At 72.8% G+C, this 22,187-nt stretch carries 25 protein-coding genes and 2 pseudogenes; 12 read left to right on the forward strand and 15 right to left on the reverse strand.

The features are described from left to right. Nucleotides 1–68 precede the first annotated feature (68 nt). Entirely contained in the window at nt 69–1,064 is a 996-nt protein-coding gene (locus ABT070_RS08695) for a cation diffusion facilitator family transporter (protein ID WP_351756673.1), read from the reverse strand. A 126-nt stretch (nt 1,065–1,190) separates the two neighbouring features. Here ABT070_RS08695 and ABT070_RS08700 point away from each other — a divergent pair. Together ABT070_RS08700 and ABT070_RS08705 are read left to right on the forward strand one after the other, a co-directional pair. Next, nucleotides 1,191–1,635: pseudogene (locus tag ABT070_RS08700) on the forward strand (glutathione S-transferase C-terminal domain-containing protein); the annotation flags it as partial. Nucleotides 1,636–1,745: 110 nt separating this feature from the next. Continuing rightward, the gene (locus ABT070_RS08705) at nt 1,746–2,045 is read left to right on the forward strand and encodes a DUF4235 domain-containing protein (protein WP_351756675.1); all 300 of its coding nucleotides are present in this window, start codon (nt 1,746–1,748) and stop codon (nt 2,043–2,045) included. Nucleotides 2,046–2,219: 174 nt separating this feature from the next. Here the strand turns inward: ABT070_RS08705 and ABT070_RS08710 are convergent, their stop codons facing one another. Together ABT070_RS08710 and ABT070_RS08715 are read right to left on the reverse strand one after the other, a co-directional pair. After that, nucleotides 2,220–2,612 (reverse strand): VOC family protein, encoded by a 393-nt coding sequence (locus ABT070_RS08710; RefSeq protein ID WP_351756678.1) that lies wholly within the window; start codon nt 2,610–2,612, stop codon nt 2,220–2,222. Nucleotides 2,613–2,685: 73 nt separating this feature from the next. After that, on the reverse strand, nt 2,686–3,150 hold the full coding sequence (locus ABT070_RS08715; protein ID WP_351756681.1) for a pyridoxamine 5'-phosphate oxidase family protein: 465 nt from the start codon (nt 3,148–3,150) through the stop codon (nt 2,686–2,688). A gap of 138 nt (nt 3,151–3,288) precedes the next feature. Here ABT070_RS08715 and ABT070_RS08720 point away from each other — a divergent pair, with 138 nt between their 5' ends. Continuing rightward, complete coding sequence (locus ABT070_RS08720; protein WP_054241086.1) at nt 3,289–3,651, forward strand: DUF1304 domain-containing protein; 363 nt, start codon at nt 3,289–3,291, stop codon at nt 3,649–3,651. Then, entirely contained in the window at nt 3,648–4,211 is a 564-nt protein-coding gene (locus tag ABT070_RS08725) for a TetR/AcrR family transcriptional regulator (RefSeq protein WP_351756684.1), read from the forward strand. Before ABT070_RS08720 ends, ABT070_RS08725 begins: the two co-directional genes overlap by 4 nt. Nucleotides 4,212–4,218: 7 nt before the next feature. On the opposite strand, the gene ABT070_RS08730 is transcribed toward ABT070_RS08725, so the two are convergent. Together ABT070_RS08730 and ABT070_RS08735 are read right to left on the reverse strand one after the other, a co-directional pair. Next, complete coding sequence (locus tag ABT070_RS08730) at nt 4,219–5,073, reverse strand: hypothetical protein (protein WP_351756687.1); 855 nt, start codon at nt 5,071–5,073, stop codon at nt 4,219–4,221. Nucleotides 5,074–5,147: 74 nt separating this feature from the next. Then, a complete protein-coding gene (locus ABT070_RS08735) occupies nt 5,148–6,104 on the reverse strand; it encodes a GlxA family transcriptional regulator (RefSeq protein ID WP_351756690.1) in 957 nt (318 codons plus the stop codon). A 71-nt stretch (nt 6,105–6,175) separates the two neighbouring features. Here ABT070_RS08735 and ABT070_RS08740 point away from each other — a divergent pair, with 71 nt between their 5' ends. Next, nucleotides 6,176–7,126, forward strand: a complete 951-nt coding sequence (locus ABT070_RS08740; RefSeq protein WP_351756693.1) for an NADP-dependent oxidoreductase — start codon at nt 6,176–6,178, stop codon at nt 7,124–7,126. A 7-nt stretch (nt 7,127–7,133) separates the two neighbouring features. On the opposite strand, the gene ABT070_RS08745 is transcribed toward ABT070_RS08740, so the two are convergent. Beyond that, nucleotides 7,134–8,240, reverse strand: a complete 1,107-nt coding sequence (locus tag ABT070_RS08745; protein WP_351756695.1) for an NAD(P)-dependent alcohol dehydrogenase — start codon at nt 8,238–8,240, stop codon at nt 7,134–7,136. A 30-nt stretch (nt 8,241–8,270) separates the two neighbouring features. Next, entirely contained in the window at nt 8,271–9,725 is a 1,455-nt protein-coding gene (locus ABT070_RS08750) for an aldehyde dehydrogenase family protein (protein WP_351756698.1), read from the reverse strand. A gap of 104 nt (nt 9,726–9,829) precedes the next feature. On the opposite strand from ABT070_RS08750, the gene ABT070_RS08755 reads away from it, so the two are divergent. After that, on the forward strand, nt 9,830–10,294 hold the full coding sequence (locus tag ABT070_RS08755; RefSeq protein ID WP_351756700.1) for a MarR family winged helix-turn-helix transcriptional regulator: 465 nt from the start codon (nt 9,830–9,832) through the stop codon (nt 10,292–10,294). 191 nt (nt 10,295–10,485) lie between these two features. Then, nucleotides 10,486–10,866, forward strand: a complete 381-nt coding sequence (locus ABT070_RS08760) for an anti-sigma factor antagonist (RefSeq protein WP_351756703.1) — start codon at nt 10,486–10,488, stop codon at nt 10,864–10,866. 155 nt (nt 10,867–11,021) lie between these two features. Here the strand turns inward: ABT070_RS08760 and ABT070_RS08765 are convergent, their stop codons facing one another. Continuing rightward, the gene (locus ABT070_RS08765; protein ID WP_351756706.1) at nt 11,022–11,975 is read right to left on the reverse strand and encodes a ribose-phosphate diphosphokinase; all 954 of its coding nucleotides are present in this window, start codon (nt 11,973–11,975) and stop codon (nt 11,022–11,024) included. Nucleotides 11,976–12,404: 429 nt separating this feature from the next. On the opposite strand from ABT070_RS08765, the gene ABT070_RS08770 reads away from it, so the two are divergent. Further along, complete coding sequence (locus ABT070_RS08770; protein WP_351756708.1) at nt 12,405–13,085, forward strand: DUF4230 domain-containing protein; 681 nt, start codon at nt 12,405–12,407, stop codon at nt 13,083–13,085. A gap of 177 nt (nt 13,086–13,262) precedes the next feature. On the opposite strand, the gene ABT070_RS08775 is transcribed toward ABT070_RS08770, so the two are convergent. Next, on the reverse strand, nt 13,263–13,625 hold the full coding sequence (locus tag ABT070_RS08775) for a hypothetical protein (RefSeq protein ID WP_351757383.1): 363 nt from the start codon (nt 13,623–13,625) through the stop codon (nt 13,263–13,265). Between ABT070_RS08775 and ABT070_RS08780 the strand changes: the two genes are divergently transcribed. Further along, nucleotides 13,576–14,052, forward strand: coding sequence for a VanZ family protein (locus ABT070_RS08780; protein ID WP_351757349.1), 477 nt, complete (start codon nt 13,576–13,578; stop codon nt 14,050–14,052). The two genes, ABT070_RS08775 and ABT070_RS08780, sit on opposite strands and share 50 nt — an antisense overlap. A gap of 6 nt (nt 14,053–14,058) precedes the next feature. Here the strand turns inward: ABT070_RS08780 and ABT070_RS08785 are convergent, their stop codons facing one another. Beyond that, nucleotides 14,059–14,295: a hypothetical protein gene (locus ABT070_RS08785; protein ID WP_351756711.1), complete on the reverse strand. Its 237-nt coding sequence runs from the start codon at nt 14,293–14,295 to the stop codon at nt 14,059–14,061. A gap of 96 nt (nt 14,296–14,391) precedes the next feature. On the opposite strand from ABT070_RS08785, the gene ABT070_RS08790 reads away from it, so the two are divergent. The 3 genes and pseudogenes from ABT070_RS08790 (at nt 14,392) to ABT070_RS08800 (ending at nt 17,215) form a co-directional block, all read left to right on the forward strand. Then, nucleotides 14,392–15,432: a PHP domain-containing protein gene (locus ABT070_RS08790; RefSeq protein ID WP_351756714.1), complete on the forward strand. Its 1,041-nt coding sequence runs from the start codon at nt 14,392–14,394 to the stop codon at nt 15,430–15,432. Nucleotides 15,433–15,490: 58 nt separating this feature from the next. Beyond that, a pseudogene (locus ABT070_RS08795) lies at nt 15,491–15,903 on the forward strand (HAD family hydrolase). 349 nt (nt 15,904–16,252) lie between these two features. After that, on the forward strand, nt 16,253–17,215 hold the full coding sequence (locus tag ABT070_RS08800; protein WP_351756716.1) for an SDR family NAD(P)-dependent oxidoreductase: 963 nt from the start codon (nt 16,253–16,255) through the stop codon (nt 17,213–17,215). Nucleotides 17,216–17,337: 122 nt separating this feature from the next. Here ABT070_RS08800 and ABT070_RS08805 read toward each other — a convergent pair whose 3' ends face one another. The 5 genes from ABT070_RS08805 to ABT070_RS08825 form a co-directional block, all read right to left on the reverse strand. Then, nucleotides 17,338–17,601 carry a hypothetical protein gene (locus tag ABT070_RS08805; RefSeq protein ID WP_351756718.1) on the reverse strand — a complete coding sequence of 88 codons (264 nt, stop codon included), beginning with the start codon at nt 17,599–17,601 and terminating at the stop codon, nt 17,338–17,340. Between the two features lie 184 nt (nt 17,602–17,785). After that, entirely contained in the window at nt 17,786–19,078 is a 1,293-nt protein-coding gene (locus tag ABT070_RS08810) for an ROK family transcriptional regulator (RefSeq protein ID WP_351756720.1), read from the reverse strand. A 92-nt stretch (nt 19,079–19,170) separates the two neighbouring features. Further along, nucleotides 19,171–20,133, reverse strand: coding sequence for a phosphotransferase family protein (locus tag ABT070_RS08815; RefSeq protein WP_351756723.1), 963 nt, complete (start codon nt 20,131–20,133; stop codon nt 19,171–19,173). 294 nt (nt 20,134–20,427) lie between these two features. Beyond that, nucleotides 20,428–21,117: a calcium-binding protein gene (locus ABT070_RS08820; protein ID WP_351756724.1), complete on the reverse strand. Its 690-nt coding sequence runs from the start codon at nt 21,115–21,117 to the stop codon at nt 20,428–20,430. Nucleotides 21,118–21,485: 368 nt separating this feature from the next. Continuing rightward, the gene (locus ABT070_RS08825) at nt 21,486–22,133 is read right to left on the reverse strand and encodes a TIGR03086 family metal-binding protein (RefSeq protein WP_351756726.1); all 648 of its coding nucleotides are present in this window, start codon (nt 22,131–22,133) and stop codon (nt 21,486–21,488) included. Nucleotides 22,134–22,187: the final 54 nt, after the last annotated feature.

Genomic DNA, 22,187 nt, shown 5'->3' on the forward strand with positions numbered 1-22,187 from the left:
CCTCGAGCGGCGCGTAGAAAAATCTGTCGCGGACAGGCATGACGGTGCTCCCACCGGGCACCCGACTGTCAGGCCCCGCCGCGTTCCCCCGTCGCGGCGGGGCTTTCCGCTGCCTCGCGCGCGCCCCGGTCGGTCACATCGAGGAAGACCTGGCCCGCCTCGGGCACCGTCGCCGCGATCGAGCGCTTGATGCGTACGGCGACCTCCTCGACCCGCTCGCTGTCCAGGCCCGGCATGAGGTCGACGCGGGCCGCCACCAGGGCCGCGTCCAGGCCCATCTTCATCGTGAACAGCGCTTCCACGCTGTCGATCTCGGGCTGGGCGTCGAGCAGCGCGCGGATCCGCGCCCCGGTCTCGGGGTCGGCGGCCTCGCCGATGAGCTGGTCGCGGGCCTCGCGCCCGAGCCGGTAGGCGACGTAGACGAGCAGCGCGCCGATCGCCAGCGAGGCGGAGGCCTCCCACACGACCTGCCCGGTCACCATGTGCAGGACCATGCCGATCGCGGCCAGGGTGACGCCGAGCACGGCGGTGCCGTCCTCCGCGACGACCGTGCGCAGGGCCGGGTCGCGCATACCCGCCACACCGCCGCCCTGCTTGTGGACCTGGTGCAGGGCCCGCAGCAGCGAGGCGCCCTCGGCGAGGAAGGCGACGCCGAGCACGATCAGGCCCACCACATAGCCGCTGAACTTCTCGTCGACGCCCGACCGGAGAGCCTCGACGCCCTGGAAGAAGGAGAAACAGCCGCCCATGACGAAGATCCCCACGGCGGCCAGCAGTGACCAGAAGAACCGTTCCTTGCCGTATCCGAAGGGGTGCCGGGCGTCGGCCGGGCGTCGGCTGCGGCGCAGCGCGGCGAGGAGGAAGACCTCGTTCAGGCTGTCGGCCACGGAGTGCGCCGCCTCCGACAGCAGTGCGGGCGAGCCCGCGAACAGGCCGCCCACCGCCTTGGCGACGGCGATCACCAGGTTGGCGGCGAGCGCCACCAGGACGGTGACGCGGGTCTTGCGGTCGGCGTTCGATTCGGCGGTCCGTGCGGTGCGGCGCTCTGAAGGTGTCCTTGTCACCTTCGCCGACTGCCCGGGCGGGTCGAGCTCATACCGTGCCGTCGGCGGAAATCGGGGAACGCGTTCAGCAGGACATACACGCGAACACGACACGCACGACAGGACACGACGACGGCAGGAGGCACCATGAGCGGCGGGGGCCACGGCAACAGCGCGTACGGCCACCAGGCGTTCCGGCGGTCGAAGAGTCACTTCACCGACCGGATCACCGCGGACGGCCGCGACGGCCGGCCCGTGGCGGAGGGCCGCTACCGTCTGGTGGTCAGCCGTGCCGGCCGTCGTGGACGTGCCCAGCGGCGAGCTGGCCGGCGCCCCCGACCTCTACCCCGACCTGCTGCGCGACGAGATCGACTCGGTCATGGCCGACGTGTACGAGGACGTCGACAACGGGGTGTACCGGGCGGGTTTCGCCAGTGAGCAGGGCGCGTACGAGGAGGCGTGCGCGGGTGTGTTCCGGCGGCTGGAGCTGCTGGCGTCACGGCTGGCCGGGCAGCGCTACCTGGTGGGCGACACGATCACCGAGGCGGACTTCCGGCTGTTCACCACACTCGTGCGTTTCGACGCCGTCTATCCGGCACCGGGACACCGCCCGGTCCGGTCCGCGCCGGCGAAGCGGTTCCGGCGCGGGGACGGCCCTGAGACCCCCATCCACGCAGCACCGGAAGAAGGAGTGAGACACACGTGGCCAAGAAGAAGAGGAAGCTCCCCCTTGCCTACAAGCCCGTCGGATTCGCGCTGAGCTGGGCGAGCGGCGCCCTGGCGGGACTCGCGTTCCGCAAGGCGTGGAAGGTGATCCGACACGAGGACGACGCTCCGGACGCCCTGGACCGGGACCGCGGCTGGGGCGAGATCCTGCTGGCCGCGGCAGTCCAGGGCGCGATCTTCGCGGCGGTCCGCAGCGCCGCGGACCGCACCGGCGCCAAGGCGATCGAACGGTCCACGGGAGTGTGGCCGGCCCAGGACAAGGGCGGCCGGGACTGAGCGGCCCGCCCGGGAACTCCGGGAGCCGGCGGTGACCACGCGGCGCCCCTGCGGGCTCCGTGGGGCCACCGCCGGGCCCGGTCCGGGCCCGGCCCCCTGCCCGGCGCCGGCCGGGCGGGGGCGGCCCCGGTGGGTGCGGCCCGGGTGAGTGCCGGGCCGCTTCCGTACCCGGCTTCAGCCCTGCTTCGGCGCCGTGGGGGGTTCGAGGCGGATGGTGAAGGAGTGGCCGGACGGGTCGGAGTAGCCGCGCTCCTCGTGCGGACCGGGGGCACCCCTGGTCTCCAGGGGGCGGCCCCCCAGACCCACGACCCTGCGCTCCACCTCGTCGAGGTCGTCGACGAGGAAGTCCAGGTGGGCCTGAAACGAGTCCTCGGGGCGGGGCCAGCTCGGCGGGGTCGCGTTCACGTCCCGCCGGAAGGCCAGGCGGGTCCCGTCCTCGCCCCTGATCTCCACCCGGTTGGCGGACGCGACGATCTCCTCGGCGTCCAGCAGCCCCTTGTAGAACTCGGCGAGCTTCTCGGGCTCGGCACAGTCGAGCACCACGACGCCCGCTTTCACCAATGCCATGTCGTTGTCTCCTCCGCGAGATCCGGACCGGGGCGGGCCGATCCCGTCCCCGGACCTTGCGGATACCCCCGTTTCAGTCGGCCACCAGCCATGCCCCGTCCCGCATCAGCTCCCGCCCCCGGATCTCGTCGGCCGCCCGCCAGGCCTGGATCCGGCCGGGGAGCACTCGGAAGTACAGGTAGGGCGCGGCCAGTTCGCGCGGGTCGAAGCCGGTCTTGCCCGCGAAGATCTCGGCATCCTCCTCCGGCAGTTCGACGGGCGGCACGGCCGCGGCGGTGCCCTCGATCATCACGACGTCCTGGGTGGGGCCGACGGCGATGCGCGCGACACCGGTGGCCACCAGGTTGCGGCCGGTGGGGCTGGTGGCGGGCGTGGCGAAGAGCAGGGTCGCGCCGTCCCAGACGAAGGACAGGGGGACCAGATAGGGGGCCGCACCGCCCTCGGCGGCCGTGGCGACCCAGGCGTCGACGTCGTGTTCCAGCCGGTGGAGGGTGTCGAGCTTGCGCTGCTTCGCGGAGCGAACGGGTGCTGGCGTCATGGTTTCAGTGTGGCCGTAACCGCCCGGTTCGCACCAAGAGGTCCGCCCTCCGAGGCCGCACGCGTCCCTACCGCGACTGGACTTCCTGGACAGGTGTCCCGCTATAGTGGACACCTGTCCAAGAAATTGAGGGAGACCATGGAGATCCTGGCGAACGTGCTGGTCGTTCTGGTGGCCGCACTGCATCTCTACATCCTGGTGATGGAGATGTTCCTGTGGCAGAAGAAGCCGGGGATGTCGTTCCACGGCCTGGACGCCGAGATGGCGAAGCGGACCGCCGCGCTGGCCGCCAACCAGGGGCTCTACAACGGCTTTCTCGCGGCCGGCCTGGTGTGGGGGCTGATCGCTGCCGACCCGACCGGATTCCGGGCGCAGGTGTTCTTCCTGTCCTGTGTGATCGTGGCCGGCGTGTACGGCGCGGCCACGGCGAACCGCCGGATCCTGGTCGCCCAGGCCCTGCCCGGCGCGCTCGCCCTGGCCGCCGTCCTGATCGCGCAGTGACCCGCGGCGAGCCCGAGGACCCGCGCGCGGCCCGCACCCGGGCGAGGCTGCGTGCGGCGCTGCTCGAGGAATGCGCCGAGCGGCCGCTGGAGGAGGTCGGCGTCGCCGCGCTGGTGCGGCGCGCCGGGGTCGGCCGGGCCACCTTCTACGTGCACTATCCCGACCTGGAGGCGCTCGCGGTCGACACCTGCGCGGACGTCGTGCGCGAGGCCGTGGAGGCACTGCACGCCTGGCAGGGCCGGCCCGACCCGGTACGGGCGCCGGCCGCGCTGCCGGAGTTCTTCGGCTCGCTGACACCGCACGCCGCGCTGTACCGCACCCTGCTCGCGCCGGGCGGCGGCGGGCCGCTCGGCCGCGTGCTGCACCGGGACCTGCGGGCCTACAGCCTGCGGGAGCGGGAACGGGCGGGTGCGGCCGACGCGCCCCTGGTCGCCTCGGCCGTCGCCGCGACCTTCGCGGGGGTGCTGGCGGACTGGCTGCACGGCGACCTGGAGGGCACCCCCGGCGAGATCGCCGACCAGGTGTGGCAGTTGCTGGTCGCCCTGCACGCGAGCCGCTGACCGGCGGTCATCTGCACGCCACCGCGTCCTTCGCCCGGGGCCACGCCTCGACGCCGTCGGAGGTGCGGATGTACGCCGTCGAGGCGTCGTCCGTCAGCCACAACCGCCGGTCGCCGTAGCGGTAGCCGGTGTCGTGCGCGTCGGCGGGCAGCACGGCGTCACCGTCGTACGGCGAGGTCAGCAGGTCCTCGCCGATCACGCCGTCGGGGTCGCGGACGTACTGCCGGTAGTCCTCGCCGCGGCCCATCCCCAGGAAGTGCGCCGTCTGCCAGTCGCAGTGCTCGGCACCGGGGTAGCTGCTCAGGGTCGTGGTCGCGACCCGCGCACCGTGCCGGTCGGTCCAGATCTCCTCGCCGCCGGAGTCGGTGACGCTCGCGGGAAGTTCGGCCGGATCGCAGGAGGCGTCGGTCTCCGGACCCCAGCCCGGCCGCTCCTTCTGGTCCCGCGCGACGACGACCGCGACCTTCGTCCGCCCGGAAACGTCGTACGAGAACAGCACCCGGTCCGCCTCCTCGCGCTCCACGCGGAAGCCGGAGCGCGGACCCGTCGGCTCGAACAGGTCGAAGTAGAGCCGCAGTCCCTCCTCCGGGGTGTCACCGCCGTCGCGCTCGCTCCAACCGTCCGGCCCGCCGCCCGAGGAGATCTCCCCGTCGCACTCCAGCGCCCGCCCCGCGGCGCCGGACACCGTGCGCAAGGCCTCCGGTGTGCTCTCGTCCAGCTCCTTCGTGGCGATGTCCAGCGGACCGGCGTACGGCGTCGCCGGTGGCGTTCCCTCGACGACCACGTCCGCCTCGTCCCCGGCACCGCATCCCACGGCCGCCAGTACCACCAGCAGCCCCGACGCCACGAACCGTGCGCGCATACCCGCCCCCCGCTTCCCGTCCCCTGGTCGCCCGTTCGCGCCCGCTCCTGTGACGCGGCAGCGATCCGGAACGTTCAGCGGGCCGTCTGGAACGTCCTGCGGTACGCCTGGGGGGAGACCCCGATGGCCGCGTGCAGATGCTGGCGCAGCGAGGCGCCGGTGGCGAAGCCGACCCGGCCCGCGATCTGGTCGACGGAGAGATCGCTGGCCTCCAGCAGGTGCCGGGCGTGCACCACGCGCTGCTGGATCAGCCAGCGGCCGGGACTGATGCCCACCTCGTCGTGGAAACGGCGGGCGAAGGTGCGCGGGCTCATCCTGGCGTGCGTGGCGAGGTCGGCGAGGGCGAGGGACTCGTCGAGACGCCCCAGGGCCCAGGCGCGGGTGGCCGCGGTGCTCGCCGGGCCGGTCTCGGGAACGGGCTGTTCGATGTACTGCGCCTGGCCGCCGTCGCGGAACGGCGGGACCACGCAGCGGCGGGCCACCTTGTTGGCGAGTTCGCTGCCGTGGTCCTTGCGGACGAGATGCAGACAGATGTCGACCCCGGAGGCGGCGCCCGCCGAGGTCAGCACAAGGCCGTCGTCCACGAAGAGGACGTCCGGGTCGAGGTCGACCTGCGGGTACATCCGGCCGAACGCCTCGGCGACCTGCCAGTGGGTGGTGGCCCGGCGGCCGTCGAGGAGACCCGCGGCGGCGAGGACGAACGCGGCGGTGCAGATGGAGACGATGCGCGCGTCGGGACGGATCAGGGCGAGCGCCTCGGCGACCCCCTCCGGCAGTTCGGCGGTGATCCGGTCGGACGCCACCGGAGCGACGACCACCGTGTCGGCCGTGGCCAGCACCTCCGGGCCGTGCTGCACGCCGATCGTGAAGTCGGCGTTGGTGTGCACGGGACCGCCGTCGACCGAGCAGGTCAAGGTCTCGTAGTGACCGTCGGCCGCGCCGAGGATCCGGCTCGGGATGCCGAGTTCGAAGGGATAGACGCCGTCGAGGGCGAGGACGACCACCCGGTGCTTGCGCTGCTGTGCCTGCATGGCACGATCTTATCGAGGCTTGGCAATCTTGCCATTTCCCGCTCGGGCGCGGCCCGGCAGGCTGGTTCACCATGAGCACTGTGAACACCATGCGCGTCATCGGCCAGAACGTCCTCGGCGGTCCCGAGGTCCTCGAGGAACAAGTAGTGGAGCTGCCCGCGCCGCGACCGAACCAGGTGCTGGTCCGGGTGCGCGCCGCCGGCGTCAACCCGACCGACTGGAAGCACCGCGCTACGGGCGGATTCCTGGGCGAACCGCCCTTCGTCCTGGGCTGGGACCTCTCCGGGACCGTCGAGGCGGTCGGCATCGGCGTGGCCGCCTTCCGGCCGGGCGACGAGGTCTTCGGCATGCTGCCGTACCCCTTCGGCCACGGCTCGCACGCCGAGTACGCCATCGCCCCGGTCCGCGCCCTGTGGCACAAGCCGGCCGGGATCGACCACGTCCAGGCTGCCGCGCTGCCGCTGGTCTCGCTGACCGCCTGGCAGGCCCTCGTGGAGAACGCCGGCCTCGAGGCAGGACAGCGGGTACTGATCCACGCGGCCGCGGGCGGCGTGGGCCATGTCGCCGTGCAGATCGCCAAGGCGCGCGGCGCGTACGTGATCGGCACGGCCAGCGCGGGCAAGCACGACTTCCTGCGGGAGCTCGGCGCCGACGAGGTGATCGACTACCGGGAGAACGACTTCGCCGAGGCCGTGAAGGACGTCGACGTGGTCCTGGACACGCTGGGCGGGGACACCTCCGTGCGGTCCCTGCGCGTGCTGCGGCCGGGCGGGATCGTGGTGTCGATCCTGCCGGTGGGGTCGAACGAGTTCTACGAGGAGGCGGAGCGGCTCGGCGTCCGGGCGCTGCGGATGCTCGTGGACGCCGACCGGGCCGGGATGCGGACGATCGCCGAGCTGGTCGAGGCGGGGAAGCTGCGCGCCACGATCGCGGGGACCTACCCGCTGGCCGGTGCCGCCGAGGCGCACACGCTCGGCGACACCGGCCGGACCACCGGGAAGCTGGTCCTGACGGTCGACTGAGAGGCCGTCAGAAGATGAGCACGGGCTTGATGGTCCGGCCCGCGGTCATGTCCCGCACCGCCCGGTCGATGTCCGCGAACGGATAGGTGCCGATCAGGCGGTCCAGCGGGAGCCGCCCCTCCTTCACCAGCTCGACCAGGGCCGGGATGAAGGACTGCGTCTCGCTGTCGCCGAGGGTGAGTCCGACGACCCGCTTGCCGCCCAGCAGCCCGTTGACGTCGAGGGCGACCTCACTGCCGAAGGGCGGTGCGCCCACGACGACGAGGGTGCCGCGGGCGGCGAGCGCGTCGACACCCCGGCGCAGCACGGCCGTGTTGCCCGTGGTCTCCACGATGCCGTCGGCGCCCCGGCCGCCGGTGATCTCCGCGACGGCCTCGCCCAGCGGGGTCCCGCCCGCGTCGACGGTGTGCGTGGCGCCCAACTCCTTGGCCAGCTGGAGGCGTTCGGCGACCCGGTCGACCGCGATGATCGTGGTGGCCGGGGTGAGGGCGGCCGCCATGACCGCCGACAGGCCGACGGCGCCCGCACCGAGGACGACGATCGTGCTGCCGGTGGCCGGCTTCAGCACGTTCCAGACAGCGCCGACGCCGGTCTGGACTCCGCAGCCCAGCGGGGCGATCGACGCCAGCGGTACGCCGGGGTCGACCTTGACGAGGCTGCGCTCGTCGACCAGGGCCCGTTCGGCGAAGGAGGACTGGCCGAAGAAGTGGCCGCCGAGGGGTTCGCCGTCCCGGCTGATGGTGCCGGTGCCGTCGGCGCGGCGGCCGCCGATGAGGTTCAGCGGCAGCCAGGTGGCGCAGTAGGCCGGGTGGCCGCCGTGACAGTTGCCGCAGTCGCCGCAGGAGGTGAAGGACAGCACGACGTGGTCGCCGGGCGCCACTGCGGTGACGGCCGGGCCGACCGACTCCACGACGCCCGCGCCCTCGTGACCGAGGACTCCGGGCAGCGGGAAGGGCAGCCCGCCGCTCGCCACACCGAGGTCGGTGTGACACAGCCCGGCCGCCACCAGACGGACGACCGCCTCGTGCGGGGCGGGGTCGTCGAGGACGACGTCGGACAGGGTGAAGGGGGCGCCGCCGGACTCGACGACGGCGGCGCGTGTGGTGATGGACATGGGTCGGACTCCCTGTGCTTCGCGGCGCGTTCAGTCGAGCGAGACGACGACGGACTTGACCTTGGTGTACGCGTTGAGCGCCTCGGGGCCGTACTCGCGGCCGAAGCCGGAGTCCTTGACACCGCCGAAGGGGACGGCCGGGTCGAGCATCGCCCAGTCGTTGACCCAGACGATGCCTGCCTGGAGGCGGTCGGCGACCCGGTGGGCGCGGGCCAGGTTGCCGGTCTGGACGCCCGAAGCCAGGCCGTACGGCGTGGAGTTGGCCAGCGCGACGGCCTCGTCCTCGTCGTCGAAGGGCTGGACGGTGAGCACCGGCCCGAAGATCTCCTCCTGGACGACGCGGGAGTCGTTCGCGAGGTCGGCGATCACGGTGGGCCGGTAGTAGTAGCCGCCGTCGAGGTTGAGCCGTTCGCCGCCGCAGACGATGCGGGCACCCTCCTTGCGGGCCAGTTCGACGTACTCCTCGACCTTGCGCAGATGCTTCTCCCCGGCCATCGGGCCGACGACGGTCTCCGCCTGCCGGGGGTCGCCGACCGGCACCCCGGGGACGGCCTCGGCGAGGATGTTCAGCAGGGTGCGGTAGACCGGGCGGGCCACCAGCAGACGCGGGCCGCCCATGCAGAACTGGCCGGTGTTGAAGACGAATCCCTTGATGACCGCGCCGACGGCCCTCTCCAGGTCGGCGTCCTCGAAGACGATGTGCGCCGCGTTGCCGCCGAGTTCCATGGTCACCGGCGTGAGGTTCTCGCCGGCGACGCTCGCCGCGTGCCGGCCGACCGCGGTGGAGCCGGTGAAGGCGATCTTGTCCACGCCGGGGTGCCGCAGCAGCGCCTCGCCGGCGACCGGGCCGGCGCCGGTGACGACGTTGACCACGCCGTCGGGGACGCCGGCCCGCTGGAACAGTCCCGCCATGTACAGGGCGCTGAGCGGGGTCTCGTCGGCGGGTTTGTGGACGACCGTGTTGCCGGCGGCGAGCGCCGGGGCGATCTTCGAACCGGCCAGGATCAGCGGGAAGTTGAACGGGGTGATCGCGGCGACCACACCGATCGGGCCCCGCTTGGTGTAGGCGAGGGCGTTCATCGGGGTGTCGCGGGTCGCGCCGTCCAGGGAGAAGGCGAGGGAGGCGAAGTACTCGTAGTCGTTGGCCGCGTTCGTGACGTCGACCGCGTGCGCCAGGGTGATCGGCTTGCCGACGTCCAGGCTCTCCAGCCGGGCGATCTCGTCGGCCTCCGCACGGATCAGTTCCGCCACCCGGAGCAGGACGCGGCCGCGCTCCCGGCCGCTCAGCGCGGACCACTGCCCGGCGTCGAAGGCCGCGCGCGCGGCCTGTACGGCGGCGTCGACGTCGGTGGCACCCGCCTCCGCCACGGTGGTGACGACCGTGCCCCGGGACGGGTCGACCACCTCGGTCCGCGCTCCGTCCGCGGCCTCGCGCCACTGTCCCCCGATGAACAGCCGACCGGGGTCGATCTCGAAGGTGGTCATCGCCACTCCTCAGCATCGTCGCCAAGATTTCAACAAACAGGATTCCTGTTGGTCCGCAGTCTCATTACAGACAGGTTTCCTGTCAATGGTCTACGCTCGGACTCATGGCCGGCACCCAGACAACCAAGGCAGCGTCCGCACCTCAGCCCCACAAGGCGCCCCCGTCCCTGCTCTACATGGTGAAACAGGTGGAGCTGGTCGTGCGATCCCACCTGGACGAGCTGGTCAGGCCGTCGGGGATCACGGCCCTGCAGTACACGGCGCTCACCGTGCTGGAACGGCACGACGGCCTGTCCGCCGCCCAGCTGGCCCGGGACTCGTTCGTGACCGCCCAGTCCATCGCCGACCTGGTGCGCTCCCTGGAGACGCGCGGTCTCATCCGCCGCGAACGCAATCCCCGCAACCGGCGCGAGCTGCTGATCCTGCTCACCGCACCGGGGCGCGAACTGCTGGACCGGCACGCCGGGCCGGTGCGGGAGCTGGAGGAGCGCATGGTGCGGGAACTCACCGCACACCAGACGGAGCAGTTGCGCACAGCGCTCTCCAAGGCGTGGCACGCACTGTCGTAGCACTCACCGCACCCCTTCGCTCACGGCGCGAAAAAACTCCGGCCGAGTCGGTTGCATTTCGAAGACATATGTCAATCGAACATGCTGGAATTCACTCGATCGGGGGTAACTTGCTGGAGCGGGGAACGGCTGTCTGCTCCCCGCCCGTTGGAGGCTCCCGACCGGTGGAGCGGGTTGGAGGCGATGTCGTCGTGCTGGAGAAACCCGCAGCGGACACCCCACATCTGCGCGTCCGCGAGGACCGGGGGTACACGGTGCTGGAGTTCCGCGGCGAGATCGACATCGTCGCGGCGACCGAGATCGCCCCGCTCCTCGACGACGCGACCGGCGGTCCGGCACCCCGGATCGTGATCGACCTGAGCCGGATCGAGTTCTTCGACTGCTCCGGGCTGCGCCTGCTGTACCGCGCGCGCGGACGCGTCCTCGACCACGGCGGACATCTGCACCTCGTCTGCACGCATCGGCTCACCCTGCGGATCCTGCGGGCCACGGGGCTGTACCGGCTGCTGCCGCCCGCCACGACGCTGGACGCGGCCCTGGAACAGCCCGAGGCCACCTCCGGCACGTTATGACGGCGCTCCGAGCGCTCCTCCCGTCACCTCGGCCCCCCGGCCACCGGCCCCTGGCCCCCGGTCCAGCAGCCCGTCCCCCCGCGGCCCCGTCCCCCGCGGTCCCTCCCGCGGCCCCCTGATCCCCAGTCCCCGAGCCCCCTGGTTCCGGTCCCCGGCTATGGGCCGCGCGCCGTGTCGAACAGGGCGCTGACGGACTCACCGTTGTGAATACGGCGCACGGCCTCGGCGAGGGCGGGCGCGATGGACAGGATCCGCAGCTTGTCGGTGTACTCCTCGGCGGGCACCGGCACCGTGTTGGTGCACACGATCTCCAGCACGTCGGGCTGCTCGCTGAGCCGCTTCAGAGCACCGGCCGCGAACAGACCGTGCGTGCACGCCACCCGTATCGACCTCGGCTCCGACTCCCGCAACCGGTCGAGCAGTTCCAGGACCGTACTGCCCTTGGCGATCTCGTCGTCGAGGACGATGACGTCCCGCCCGGCCACCTCGCCGATCACGGCGCTGATACTGACCCGGTCGTCGGCGTACCGCTGTTTGGCGCCGGCCGCCACCTGGGCGCCGATCATCCGGGCGAAGGCGGCGGCCTCCTTGGCGTTGCCGAGGTCGGGCGAGACCACGGTGGTGCGCGTGAGGTCGTAGCGGCGGAAGTGGGCGGCCAGCTCCCGGTGGGCGTGCAGGTGGTCCACGGGCATCGAGAAGAAGCCGTGCACCTGGGGCGAGTGCAGGGTCATGGTGAGCACCCGATGGACGCCGGCCGCCGCCATCAGGTCCGCGACCAGGCGTCCGCCCAGGGAGATGCGGGGCGCGTCCTTCTTGTCGGAGCGGGCGTAGGAGTAGTGCGGCATGACGACGGTGATCCGGCCCGCCGACGCCCCGCGGGCCGCGTCGCACATCAGCAGCAGCTCGACGAGATGCTCCTGCACGGGCCGGACCAGGGGCTGGACCAGGAAGACATCCCGTTCCCGGCAGTTCGCCTGGAGCTGGACCTCCAGGCAGTCATTGGCGAACCTGCTGAGTCGGGTGGGGCTCAGGGGCACGCCGAGGTGGGCACAGACCTCGGCGGCCAGCTCGGGGTGGGCACTGCCGCTGAACACGGAGATGTCTCGCACGATCGGCTCCTCGCTGATCATGTCCGGCTGGGGCGGGAGCTCTCATGCTACGGACCGGGTCCGTTTTGCCCACCCTCAGAAATGCGCGGGAGTCCCGCCCGGCCACTCGAAGCGACTCGGAGTCCCTCAGGCCCCGGGGAAACCGGTCGCCGTCTGCCGCCGGGCCCCGGACCGCTCGAAGCGGCCAACCGGGTGGAGCGGCCGCGACCGCACCGGTCGCGGCACCGGACGTCGTCACCACGGCCGCAGGCCACCGGGCCGGCGAGCCGGAGCCGTCACCCGGCGCCCCCGGGACCGCCCCGCGGCACACTCCGGCCCGCCCGCCCGGGCGACCGGTGGTCCGTCCCCCCGCTTGTCACAGGTTGTCAACAGCGCGGTCTGACGGGGCAATTGGCGGGCATCCGGACAGCAGGAAGGAGGGCCGTTCGCATGACGACTTCCATCAAGCCCGACAAGCCCACCACGCGCCTCCCCCGGCGCATGCCCGGCTGGGCCAAGGTGCTCACCGCCGTCGTGGTCGTACTCGTGGTGATGTTCGCCGGGATCCGGCTGAGCCTGCTGCCGGGACTGCGCGACTTCTTCGGCACCGAGACCCATGACCGCTCGGGCCCCGCCCTGCTGGAATCCATCCAGGACATGAGCCGTTACGACGCCGCCTCCGGCAACTTCCAGGTCGTCGTCGACCTGGAGAAGGACGCCAAGTACCTCCCCGACGCGATCCGCGGCACCCGGACCCTGTACGTCGGGGCGGGCACCGTGGACGCCTACGTCGACCTCGGCAAGCTCGGCGACAAGGACGTGACGGTCGACGAGGACCGCACCTCGGCCACGCTCCGGCTGCCGCACGCCCTGCTCGGCAAGCCGGCGCTGGACCCCGACCGCTCCTACGCGGTCTCCAAGCAGCGCGGCCTCTTCGACCGCCTCGGCGACCTCTTCTCGGACAACCCGAGCGGCGAGCAGGCCGTGCAGAAGCTGGCGGTCAAGCACATCTCCGAGGCGGCGGCGGAGAGCGAACTGACCGCCCGCGCCGAGACCAACACCACCGACATGCTCCAGGGGCTGCTGCACTCCCTCGGCTTCAAGGAGGTGAAGGTGACCTACCACACCTGACCGCCATGCAGGGGCTCGTCGCCCCGCTCGGGCGTCGCCGAGCGGGGCGCCCGTCGTGCGCGGGGAGACGGCATGCCCGGGCCGGCGCCCGGAGTACCACGGCAGCGCGAACGGAAACACGGGCCGCGGCGGGACGGACCGCATCCCCCGGCCGTTCGGGGGTAATCGCCCTACCACTCAGGGAAGTTGCAGACTGGAGGACCGGATGGCCCGTACAGCCCTAAGTCCGCTTGCCGTGTTCCGCCCACGCGCCGGCAGGACCAAGGAGCCCGCCCCGACGAAGGACGGGTCCGGGAAGTCGGGCCCGAAGCGCGCCTTCCCCTTCGGGCCGCGCTCGAAATCCGGCCCGAAGTCCGGCCCGAAGTCCGGCCCGGAATCGGGCTCGAAATCGGGCTCGAAGCCGCGCTCGAAGCCCGGCCTCAAGCCCCGCTCGAAGTCGGGACCGAAGCCCGGTTCGTCGAAGAAGGCGGAACGCGCCGAACGCCGGCCGCTGCCGCTCCCGCTCCGGCTGCTGGCGATGCTGTTCGCCTTCGCGTTCATGGTGGCCTTCGCCGTCGTGCTCGCCCGGCTCACCCTGGAGCCGTCACCCGCCTCCGTGGCACTGGTGCACTCCAACCTGCGCCCGGGCGACTCCCTGCGCGCCTACCTCGACCAGCCCGAACTCCGTGACGCGGTCAAGCAGATCGGCGGGAACATACTGCTCGGCGTGCCCTTCGGCGTCCTGGTGCCGGTGGTCGCTCCCCGGGCGCGCGGAGTCCTGCGCGTGCTGCTCCTGACCGCGACCGTCATGCTGCTGGTGGAGTTCGCCCAGGGCGCGGTGGTGACCGGACGCGCCTTCGACATCGACGACGTCATCCTCAACACCACGGGCGCCCTGATCGGTTATCTGCTCGTGGGCCGCCGGATGAGCCGTGCCGTGCACGCACGGGAACGGCATCTGCGGCGGGGCGCCCGCGAGGGAGCCTGACCGCCGTCAGCGCGGGGTCCAGGTGTACCGGTCCCCGCCCACCCATCGCACGACGTCGGGGTCGTCGAGGTCGTGGACCGTGATCCCGAACGCGGCGGCGATCTCGAGGACGTCGGTCACGTCCCTCGCCTCGCCGACCACCTCGGTGTCGATTTCCACGATGCGGAACGGCGCCGGGCCCGGCTGCACCCCGAGCACCATGATCCGCGGGTGGGAGATACGGAGACTCGCGATTTCGGTCATGACATAGAGGGTAAAGCGGATTCCACCGGTACGAATCATCCGATTTCCTGGTGCGGTCCGTGCGCGGGTGGGGAACTCTGGAGCCAGGAGGTGGCGATGGATCCCGTCGAAGCCCTGGACCGGATCGCCTTCCTGCTGGAGCGGTCCCTGGCGCCGACCTACCGGGTCCGCGCCTTCCGGACCGCGGCCGGCGTGCTGACCCCGCTGCCCGCGACGGAGGTCGCGCGGCGGGCGGCCGACGGGACGCTGGAGTCGCTCAAGGGGGTGGGCCCCAAGACCGCCCAGGTGGTGCGCGAGGCGCTCGCCGGGCAGGTCCCGGCCTACCTGGAGAAGCTGGAGGACGAGGCCGGCGGACCGCTCACGGACGGTGCGGGGGCCGGGCTGCGGGCCCTGCTGCGCGGGGACTGCCATGTCCACTCCGACTGGTCGGACGGCGGCAGTCCCATCGAGGAGATGGGCCGGGCGGCGGCCGCGCTCGGCCACGAATGGGCCGTCCTGACCGACCACTCACCCCGTCTGACGGTGGCCCGCGGGCTGTCGCCCGAGCGGCTTCGCCGGCAACTGGAGGTGGTCGAGGAGCTCAACGCGACCTGGGCGCCGTTCCGGCTGCTGACCGGCATCGAGTGCGACATCCTCGACGACGGCTCGCTGGACCAGGAGCCCGAGCTGCTGGAGCGGCTCGACGTGGTGGTCGTGTCCGTGCACTCCAAACTGCGCATGGAGTCCCGCGCGATGACGCGCCGCATGGTGAACGCCGTACGCGACCCGCACGCCGACATCCTGGGTCACTGCACCGGGCGGCTGGTCACCGGGCGGGAACGGCCGGAGTCGGAGTTCGACGCGGACGCGGTGTTCGCCGCGTGCGCCGAGTCCGGTACGGCGGTCGAGATCAACAGCCGGCCCGAGCGGCTCGACCCGCCGCGCCGGCTGCTGCGCCGGGCCGTGGAGGCGGGCGCGCTGTTCTCGGTCGACACCGACGCGCACGCGCCCGGCCAGCTGGACTGGCAGATCCTGGGCTGTGCGCGGGCCGAGGAGTGCGAGGTGCCGGAAGAGCGGATCGTCACCGCCTGGTCGCAGGCGGACCTGCTGGCCTGGACGCGGGAGGGGCGGGTGCCGGCGGGCGTGACGGGCGCCTGAGGTGGTACCCGGAGCTCGGGAGGGGGCTCGGGAGGGGGCTCGAGAGACGGGACCCGTGATGACACGCGCCGCCGTGTTCGACGTCGACGGCACCCTGGTCGACACCGACCACCTGCACGTCACCACCTGGTGGGAGGCATTCCGGCAGGCGGGCCACCGGGTCCCGATGCCCGCCGTGCACCGGGCGGTCGGACTCGGCTCCGACGATCTCGGACGACGTCGAGGAGGGCAAGCCCGCCGCGGAACCCGTGGAACACGCGCTGGAGCTGGTCGGGGCGAGCACCGAAGGAGCCGTGTTCGTCGGGGACAACGTGGGGGACATGCGCGCCGGCCGCCGGGCCGGGGTGCGCTGCGTGGGCGTCCTGTGCGGCGGCAATCCCGCGCGCCGACCTGCTGGAGGCGGGTGCGGAGGCGGTCCACGCCGACCCCGCCGAGCTCCTGGCGTCCCTGCCGGACAGCCCGCCGGCCTGAGGGACGGTGCTCCGCGCGGGCCTTCCGGGCCGGTGACACACATCACCGCGCGTGGCCGCGCCCCCGGGAACACCCATAGGAAGTCACCCGTTGAACCATTCGTGGGTGTGGACGGGACAGTGTCCCCGGGCCTCACCTTTCGCCCACAGGGACGATCGTCCGGCTGAAGCCCTGTGGAGCCTTTCGCCGACAGGCGACCGCCGTCCGCGCCCACGCTCAGACCGCCCCGACCGTGATTCCCCCGTCCGGTCGGGGCTCTCCTCTGTCCGCCCGGCTCGGACCCCACGGCTCCGCCGCCCGCACCGGAGCGCTTGACTTCGAGCGCACTCCAATCCGTAGCGTTCCGGACATGAGCGACACCGCACAGTACAAGATCGGCTCGGGCTTCGGCGCCACGAGCACCGCCGACGACGTCCTGCGGGGCATCGACCTCACCGGGAAGCTGGCCGTCGTCACCGGCGGCTACTCCGGCCTCGGGCTGGAGACCACCCGCGCACTGGCCGAGGCCGGCGCCCATGTCGTCGTGCCCGCGCGCCGCCCGGACACCGCCCGCGAGAACCTCGCCGGCCTCGAAGGCGTCGAGACGGACGCCCTCGACCTCGGCGACCTGGAGAGCGTGCGCGCCTTCGCCGACCGGTTCCTCGCCTCCGGCCGGAACATCGACCTCCTCATCGACAGCGCCGGGATCATGGCCTGCCCGGAGACCCGCGTCGGCCCCGGCTGGGAGGCCCAGTTCGCCACGAACCACCTCGGCCACTTCGCCCTCGTCAACCGTCTCTGGCCGGCGATCGAGCCCGGCGGCGCCCGGATCGTCTCCGTGTCCTCGCGCGGCCACCACTTCTCGCCGATGCGCTGGGACGACGTCCACTGGCGCGACGGCTACGACAAGTGGGAGGCGTACGGGCAGGCCAAGACCGCGAACGTGCTGTTCGCCTGCCACCTCGACCGGCTGGCCCGGGACCGCGGCGTCCGCGCGTTCTCCCTCCACCCCGGTGGCATTCTCACGCCCCTCCAGCGGCATCTGCCCAAGCAGGAGATGGTGGACCGCGGCTGGATCGACGAGGACGGGAACGTACTCGACGTCGAGGGCTTCAAGACCCCGGAGCAGGGCGCGGCCACCCAGGTGTGGGCGGCGACCTCGCCGCAGCTGGCCGGTATGGGCGGCGTCTATCTGGAGGACTGCGACATCGCCGAGCCCGCTCCGGCGGACGGCGAGCGGGTCGGCGTCAAGTCCTGGGCGACGGACCCGGAGCAGGCGGCTCGGCTGTGGGAGCTGTCGGCACGGCTGACCGGCGTGAACGCGTTCGCGTAGCCGGGCACCGGGTCAGCGGCCGGCCGCGGGCGTCCGCGGATGCGCCGCGAGGCGGTCGGTGCCGGTGAGCTGACGGTGGACGGGCCACGGGCAGGGCCGACGGCCGTGCCCCGAGGCGCTCCTCAGGCGGACGGCTCGTCGGGCACCGGGCGATCGGACCGACCGCTGCCCGCACGGGGGGCACCCTGCCGGCCGGTGCCCGACTCGTCGGTGTCGGGAACGTCCGGGGCGTCCTGCGCGGGTCCGTCGGACTCGCCGGGGCGGCCGGGCCGCTCGGGGGCGTCGACGTCCCAGGGGTCCTCTCCCCCGTCGGCCTGCTGGTCCGGCGGATCGCGCGGGATCGGCGTGCCGTTCTCGCCGGGGCCTTCGGGGCGCTGTGCGGCCACGACGTCCTCCCTTCACCGTCGCACCGCGCCTGACGCGGACGACTTCGCCGGACGGCGATCGCCCGGGTGAGAGGCGGGTACCTCCACGGTGATCACCGAAACCTCGCGGCGTGACCGGGTGCGCGGCGGCGGGCCCGGCCGGGGGCGCGGGCTCAGCGGGGCACGGGCTCGGAAGGGCGCGGGCTCAGCGCGGGGCGCGTTCCTCCAGAACCGTGCGCCAGGCGGGAGCCGGGCCGCTGGGGGTGGGCTCGGGGCGTCGGCCGCCACGGGCGAAGAAGTCGGCGAGCGGAAGGATCGCCGCGCCGACGGTGACCGCGTCGGGGCCGAGCCGTCCCAGCTCGACGGTGACCTTCTGCGCGGGGTGACGCAACGCGTACGCGGTCGCGTGGCGGCGTACGGCGGGCAGGAAACGGGCGCCGAGCTGCAGTCCGGCCCAGCCGCCGATGAGGATGCGCTCGGGCTGGAAGAGGTTGATCAGGTCGGAAAGGCCGGCGCCCAGGTACTCGGCCGTCTCCTCCAGCACCTCGAGCGCCACGGGGTCGGGCGACTCCGCGCTCTCCAGGGGGTAGGCGGCGCCGAGCATCGCCGTCAGCGCGGTCTCCTCGTCCACGCCCTCCGGCGGCCGGCCCCCCTGCTCGCGCCAGCGTTCCAGCAGCGCCTCGGCGCCCGCGTAGGCCTCCAGGCAGCCGAGGGCCCCGCACCGGCAGCGGCGGCCCCGCACCCGTACGGTCAGGTGCCCCCATTCGACGGCCCGGCCGTGTTCCACCTCGGGCGTGACGAGACAGGCGCCGACACCCGAGCCGAAGAGGACGACGACCGCGTTGTGCGCACCGCGTCCGCCGCCGAACCACATCTCGGCCTGGCCGAGGGTCTTGGCGCCGTTGTCGATGAAGTACGGCACGGTCTCGGGAAGGATGGAACGCTCGCGGAGCAGGGCCTCCAGGGGGACGGCGTCCCAGCCGATGGTCTGGCCGTGCACGACGGCTCCGCGCTCGGGGGTGTGCTCGATGATGCCGGGGACGCCGATACCGACCCCGAGCAGTTGTTCCGGACCGAGGCCGGCGGCGCCCAGCACCTCGGCGACGCCGTCCCGGATGTGACCGACGATCCCGTCGACCTCGTACCGCCGCTGCTCCAACGGCCTTTCCACCCGGGCGAGTTCGGTCAGGGTCAGGTCGAACAGCTCGATCCGCACCCGGGTCTCGCCGACGTCCACGCCGATCATGTGACCGCTGGCGGGGACGACGCGCAGCAGGATGCGGGGGCGACCGCCGTCGGAGTCGACGCTGCCCGCCTCCTCGACCAGCCCGTCGGCGACCAGGTCGGCGACGACATTGCTCACCGAGCCGGAGCTCAGGCCGGTGGCCGGGCCCAGCTCGAAACGGCTGAGGGGTCCGTCGAAGTAGAGCCGTTGCAGCACAGCCGTACGGTTGGCCCGCCTCAGGTCGCGTACCGTGCGCCCGTTCCGCCCCGTCATGTCGCTCCCCTTCACGCCCTGCCCGACCTGCAACATACCCCCGCGGGCGGGCGGCACGCGACATTCCTCCAACCCTTAGTTCACGATGTGAGCTAAGAGACGCCCGCGGACTCGATCTCGTCCAGTGCCGCCACGAGCTGCGGGGCGACCACCTTCTGCACCCACTCCTCCTGCTCCGCGCCGACCGCCCGCGGAATCGTCTCGGTCAGCATGATCAGGTAGAGGTACGCGCGGTAGAGGGCGAGACGGAGCCGGGCCGACGCGTCGAACACGGCGTGCCCTCCGGCGCCCCGGTAGCCCGCCAGGAACGCCTCGTCGTCCCTGATGTCCTGGAGCAGCGCCAGGGAGACGAAGTCGGCGAGGGGATCGCCCCAGAACATGCGCTCGCCGTCGACGAGGCCCCCGATCCGGGGCTTCGCGCCGGCCCGGTCGACCAGGATGTTGCCCGGCCACAGGTCGAAGTGGACGAGGCGGGCGACGGTCACCTCGTCGAGGGCGTCGTACGCGGCCCGCGCCACGGCGGCCACCTCGTCGGCGGGGCGGGGCAGCCGGGCGCCGTAACGGCGGGCGTCGGCGAGCACGGCGTCGAAGATCGTCGTGAACGCGGTGCGCCAGTCGGCGGCGAGCGGGCCGAAGGCGCCGGAGGGATAGCCGAAGCCCGGCCCGCTCACCCGGTGCAGCCGGGCCACCTGACCACCCAACTCCCGGCGCAGCTCGACCTGTTCGGTGGGCGTCAGTGATCCGTTCCAGGTTTCCCCCGGGCACACCGTCATCAGCAGCCACTGCTCGCCTAGCGCGATGACACGCGGTGCCGTCACTTCGGCCAGGGCCGCCCCGCGACAGAACTCCGCCTCCGCGGACAGCAGTCGGCTCTCGTGGCTCAGGCCCGGCGCCGTGGGCGCGACCTTCAGTACGTAGTGGCCGCCGTCCGTCAGACGAAGCTCCTCGACGGTGTTGTACGTGCCGCCGCCGAGCGGCCCCACGTGGGCCAGCCGGTCGGGCGGGATGCCCGCCGCCGCCAGCACGCCCCGGGCCCGCTCCCACGAATCCGTCACCCCGCCCGCTCCTTCCTCCCGGTCACCCGGCAGCGTAGACGTCCTCCCCGTGACGGCCGTCCGCGATCAGCCCGTCGGGCCACGCCCCGACGGCCGTGCCGCCGGCCCCTGGTGTGCGGTCCCGGTACAGGGTACGGAACGCCTCCCGGACACCCGGCGCCGTTCGTGAACCGTCGCCGCAGACGAGATGTCCCCGTCCCGGAGGCCGGGACGGGGACATCTGGTGTGCGGCGGGGGCCGGCCGCGGAGGGCGTCGGTGAGCGAGCCGTGGCCCGGGCAGCCCCGGGCACCGGCTCAGGGGCAGCTGAGGCGGATGTCGCCCGCGTCCGTGGTGCAGGTGTCCGTCTGGAGGCCGCCGTTGGCGGTGTCGTTGCCGGACACGTTGTCGACGGTGTTCAGGTTGTCGGTGCCGGAGTTGCCGATCAGGTTGTCGTTGCCGGGGCCCGCGGTGAGGGTGTCGTTGCCGGAGCCGCCGTCGAGGCGGTCGTTGCCGTACCCGCCGTGGACGGTGTCGTTGCCGTTGCCCGCGTCGACGGTGTCGTCGCCGCCGAGGGCACAGATCACGTCGTTGCCGAAGGTGCCGGTGATGGTGTCGTTGCCGCTGGTGCCGACCCGGGTGCAGCCGCGCGCATTGTTGACCGTGGTGGTCGCCGTGGCGGTGTTGTTGCCGGGGTTCGGGTCGGTCTGGGCGGCACCGGCCGTGGCGCGGTCGGTGAGGGTGCCGGTGGCCCGTGGTTCGGCGGCGACCGTCACCGTGGCGGCGGCTCCCGGGGCGAGGGTGCCGAGGGAACAGCTCGCGGTGGTGGCGGTGGTGGTGCAGGTGCCGGAACCGGTCGTCGCCGAGACGACCGAGGCGGCGACGCCGCTGAGCGTGTCGGACAGGGAGACATTGGTGGCGGAGGCGGTGGTGCTGTTGTTGGTCACCCGTACCGTGTAGGTCGCCCGGTCACCGATGCTGACCGTGGTGGGACCGGACTTCGTCACCGACAGGTCCACTCCGGGCGGTGGCGGCGGGGAGCCACCGCCCTCGAAGCGGGCCAGGGCGAGGTCGTTGCCCGGGCCGGGAAAGACCGGCGGCGGTCACCGTGTCGCTGCCGCGCCGGTCGAACATGTGCTGTGAACATGTTCGACAGCCTTCCGCCGTCCGCACCCGCCGACGGCCACCACGAGCGGCGTTGCCCTCACCGGACGCAGGAATCCATCCGAGCGGGTGAGCGCGGTCCGGACGGCTTCCCACACCGCCGTCCGGGGGCGCCGAGGTCCTGGCAGGCGGCGTCGAGCAGAACGGCCGGGTGCCGCCCGCGCAGACAGCCGGTCACGGCGGAGGCGTGGCCGCCCGTCCCGCCGCGCCCTCAGGTCGCGCGCGGGGACCAGCGCGGGTCGCGGCCGAGGAAGGCCAGCAGCGTCGCCGACCGGTCGTGGCCGTCCGGGGTCTCGCGCGCCGGGGCGAAGACCTTGAACGAGTCGCGCAGGTGGTCCACGAGGTGTGCCGCCGTCGGCTCGATCCCTTCGGCCGTCTCGGCCGGCAGGGGGCGGTCCTGGCCGGTGGCCACGGCGATGTCCCAGGCGTGCACGGCCGCGTCCATCGCGGCGGCGCCGATCGCGAGGGGCAGTGGCAGCGGGCCCAGCGGTGTCGGCACCTGCTCGGTGTCCGCGGGCAGCCCGGCGTACGCCTCGGCCACCGCGTCCAGCACCTTCGCCAGCTCGGCCACCGGGTCGCCGTCGAGCGCGTCCGCCGGGTGGAACGGGTCGCTGTCGGGCTGCCCGCCGCTCAGCGCGAGGCCGTAGCCCTGCTGGTCGATGCGGGCGTGGTTGAGCACCTGGCGTACCGTCCACGCGTCGCACGGCGTCGCCGCGCCCCACTGTCCGTCGCCGACCGCCGCGACCACCTCACGCAGGTAGGCGTGCGCCCTCGTGAGGACCTCGATGCCCGGTGTGCCCACCCCGTCGGCCCGGTCGGCCGTGGCCGTCTCCTCGGCCCCGGCAGCCTTGTCCGCCATGGAGCTTCCCCCTCCGCTTCATGTACCCGGTGTCTTCCCCGGCTGATGAGAACA

Origin of the sequence: Streptomyces sp. NPDC002884 (assembly GCF_040295245.1) — a bacterium.
Lineage (GTDB): Bacteria > Actinomycetota > Actinomycetes > Streptomycetales > Streptomycetaceae > Streptomyces.

Coding starts and splice junctions, on each gene's coding strand:
- ABT070_RS08710 (WP_351756678.1), bottom strand. CDS start 2,612: ATGGCATTGGTGAAAGCGGGCGTCGTGGTGCTCGACTGTGCCGAGCCC.
- ABT070_RS08715 (WP_351756681.1), bottom strand. CDS start 3,150: ATGACGCCAGCACCCGTTCGCTCCGCGAAGCAGCGCAAGCTCGACACC.
- ABT070_RS08720 (WP_054241086.1), top strand. CDS start 3,289: ATGGAGATCCTGGCGAACGTGCTGGTCGTTCTGGTGGCCGCACTGCAT.
- ABT070_RS08730 (WP_351756687.1), bottom strand. CDS start 5,073: ATGCGCGCACGGTTCGTGGCGTCGGGGCTGCTGGTGGTACTGGCGGCC.
- ABT070_RS08735 (WP_351756690.1), bottom strand. CDS start 6,104: ATGCAGGCACAGCAGCGCAAGCACCGGGTGGTCGTCCTCGCCCTCGAC.
- ABT070_RS08740 (WP_351756693.1), top strand. CDS start 6,176: ATGAGCACTGTGAACACCATGCGCGTCATCGGCCAGAACGTCCTCGGC.
- ABT070_RS08745 (WP_351756695.1), bottom strand. CDS start 8,240: ATGTCCATCACCACACGCGCCGCCGTCGTCGAGTCCGGCGGCGCCCCC.
- ABT070_RS08750 (WP_351756698.1), bottom strand. CDS start 9,725: ATGACCACCTTCGAGATCGACCCCGGTCGGCTGTTCATCGGGGGACAG.
- ABT070_RS08755 (WP_351756700.1), top strand. CDS start 9,830: ATGGCCGGCACCCAGACAACCAAGGCAGCGTCCGCACCTCAGCCCCAC.
- ABT070_RS08770 (WP_351756708.1), top strand. CDS start 12,405: ATGACGACTTCCATCAAGCCCGACAAGCCCACCACGCGCCTCCCCCGG.
- ABT070_RS08775 (WP_351757383.1), bottom strand. CDS start 13,625: ATGAACGCGAAGGCGAACAGCATCGCCAGCAGCCGGAGCGGGAGCGGC.
- ABT070_RS08785 (WP_351756711.1), bottom strand. CDS start 14,295: ATGACCGAAATCGCGAGTCTCCGTATCTCCCACCCGCGGATCATGGTG.
- ABT070_RS08790 (WP_351756714.1), top strand. CDS start 14,392: ATGGATCCCGTCGAAGCCCTGGACCGGATCGCCTTCCTGCTGGAGCGG.
- ABT070_RS08800 (WP_351756716.1), top strand. CDS start 16,253: ATGAGCGACACCGCACAGTACAAGATCGGCTCGGGCTTCGGCGCCACG.
- ABT070_RS08810 (WP_351756720.1), bottom strand. CDS start 19,078: ATGACGGGGCGGAACGGGCGCACGGTACGCGACCTGAGGCGGGCCAAC.
- ABT070_RS08825 (WP_351756726.1), bottom strand. CDS start 22,133: ATGGCGGACAAGGCTGCCGGGGCCGAGGAGACGGCCACGGCCGACCGG.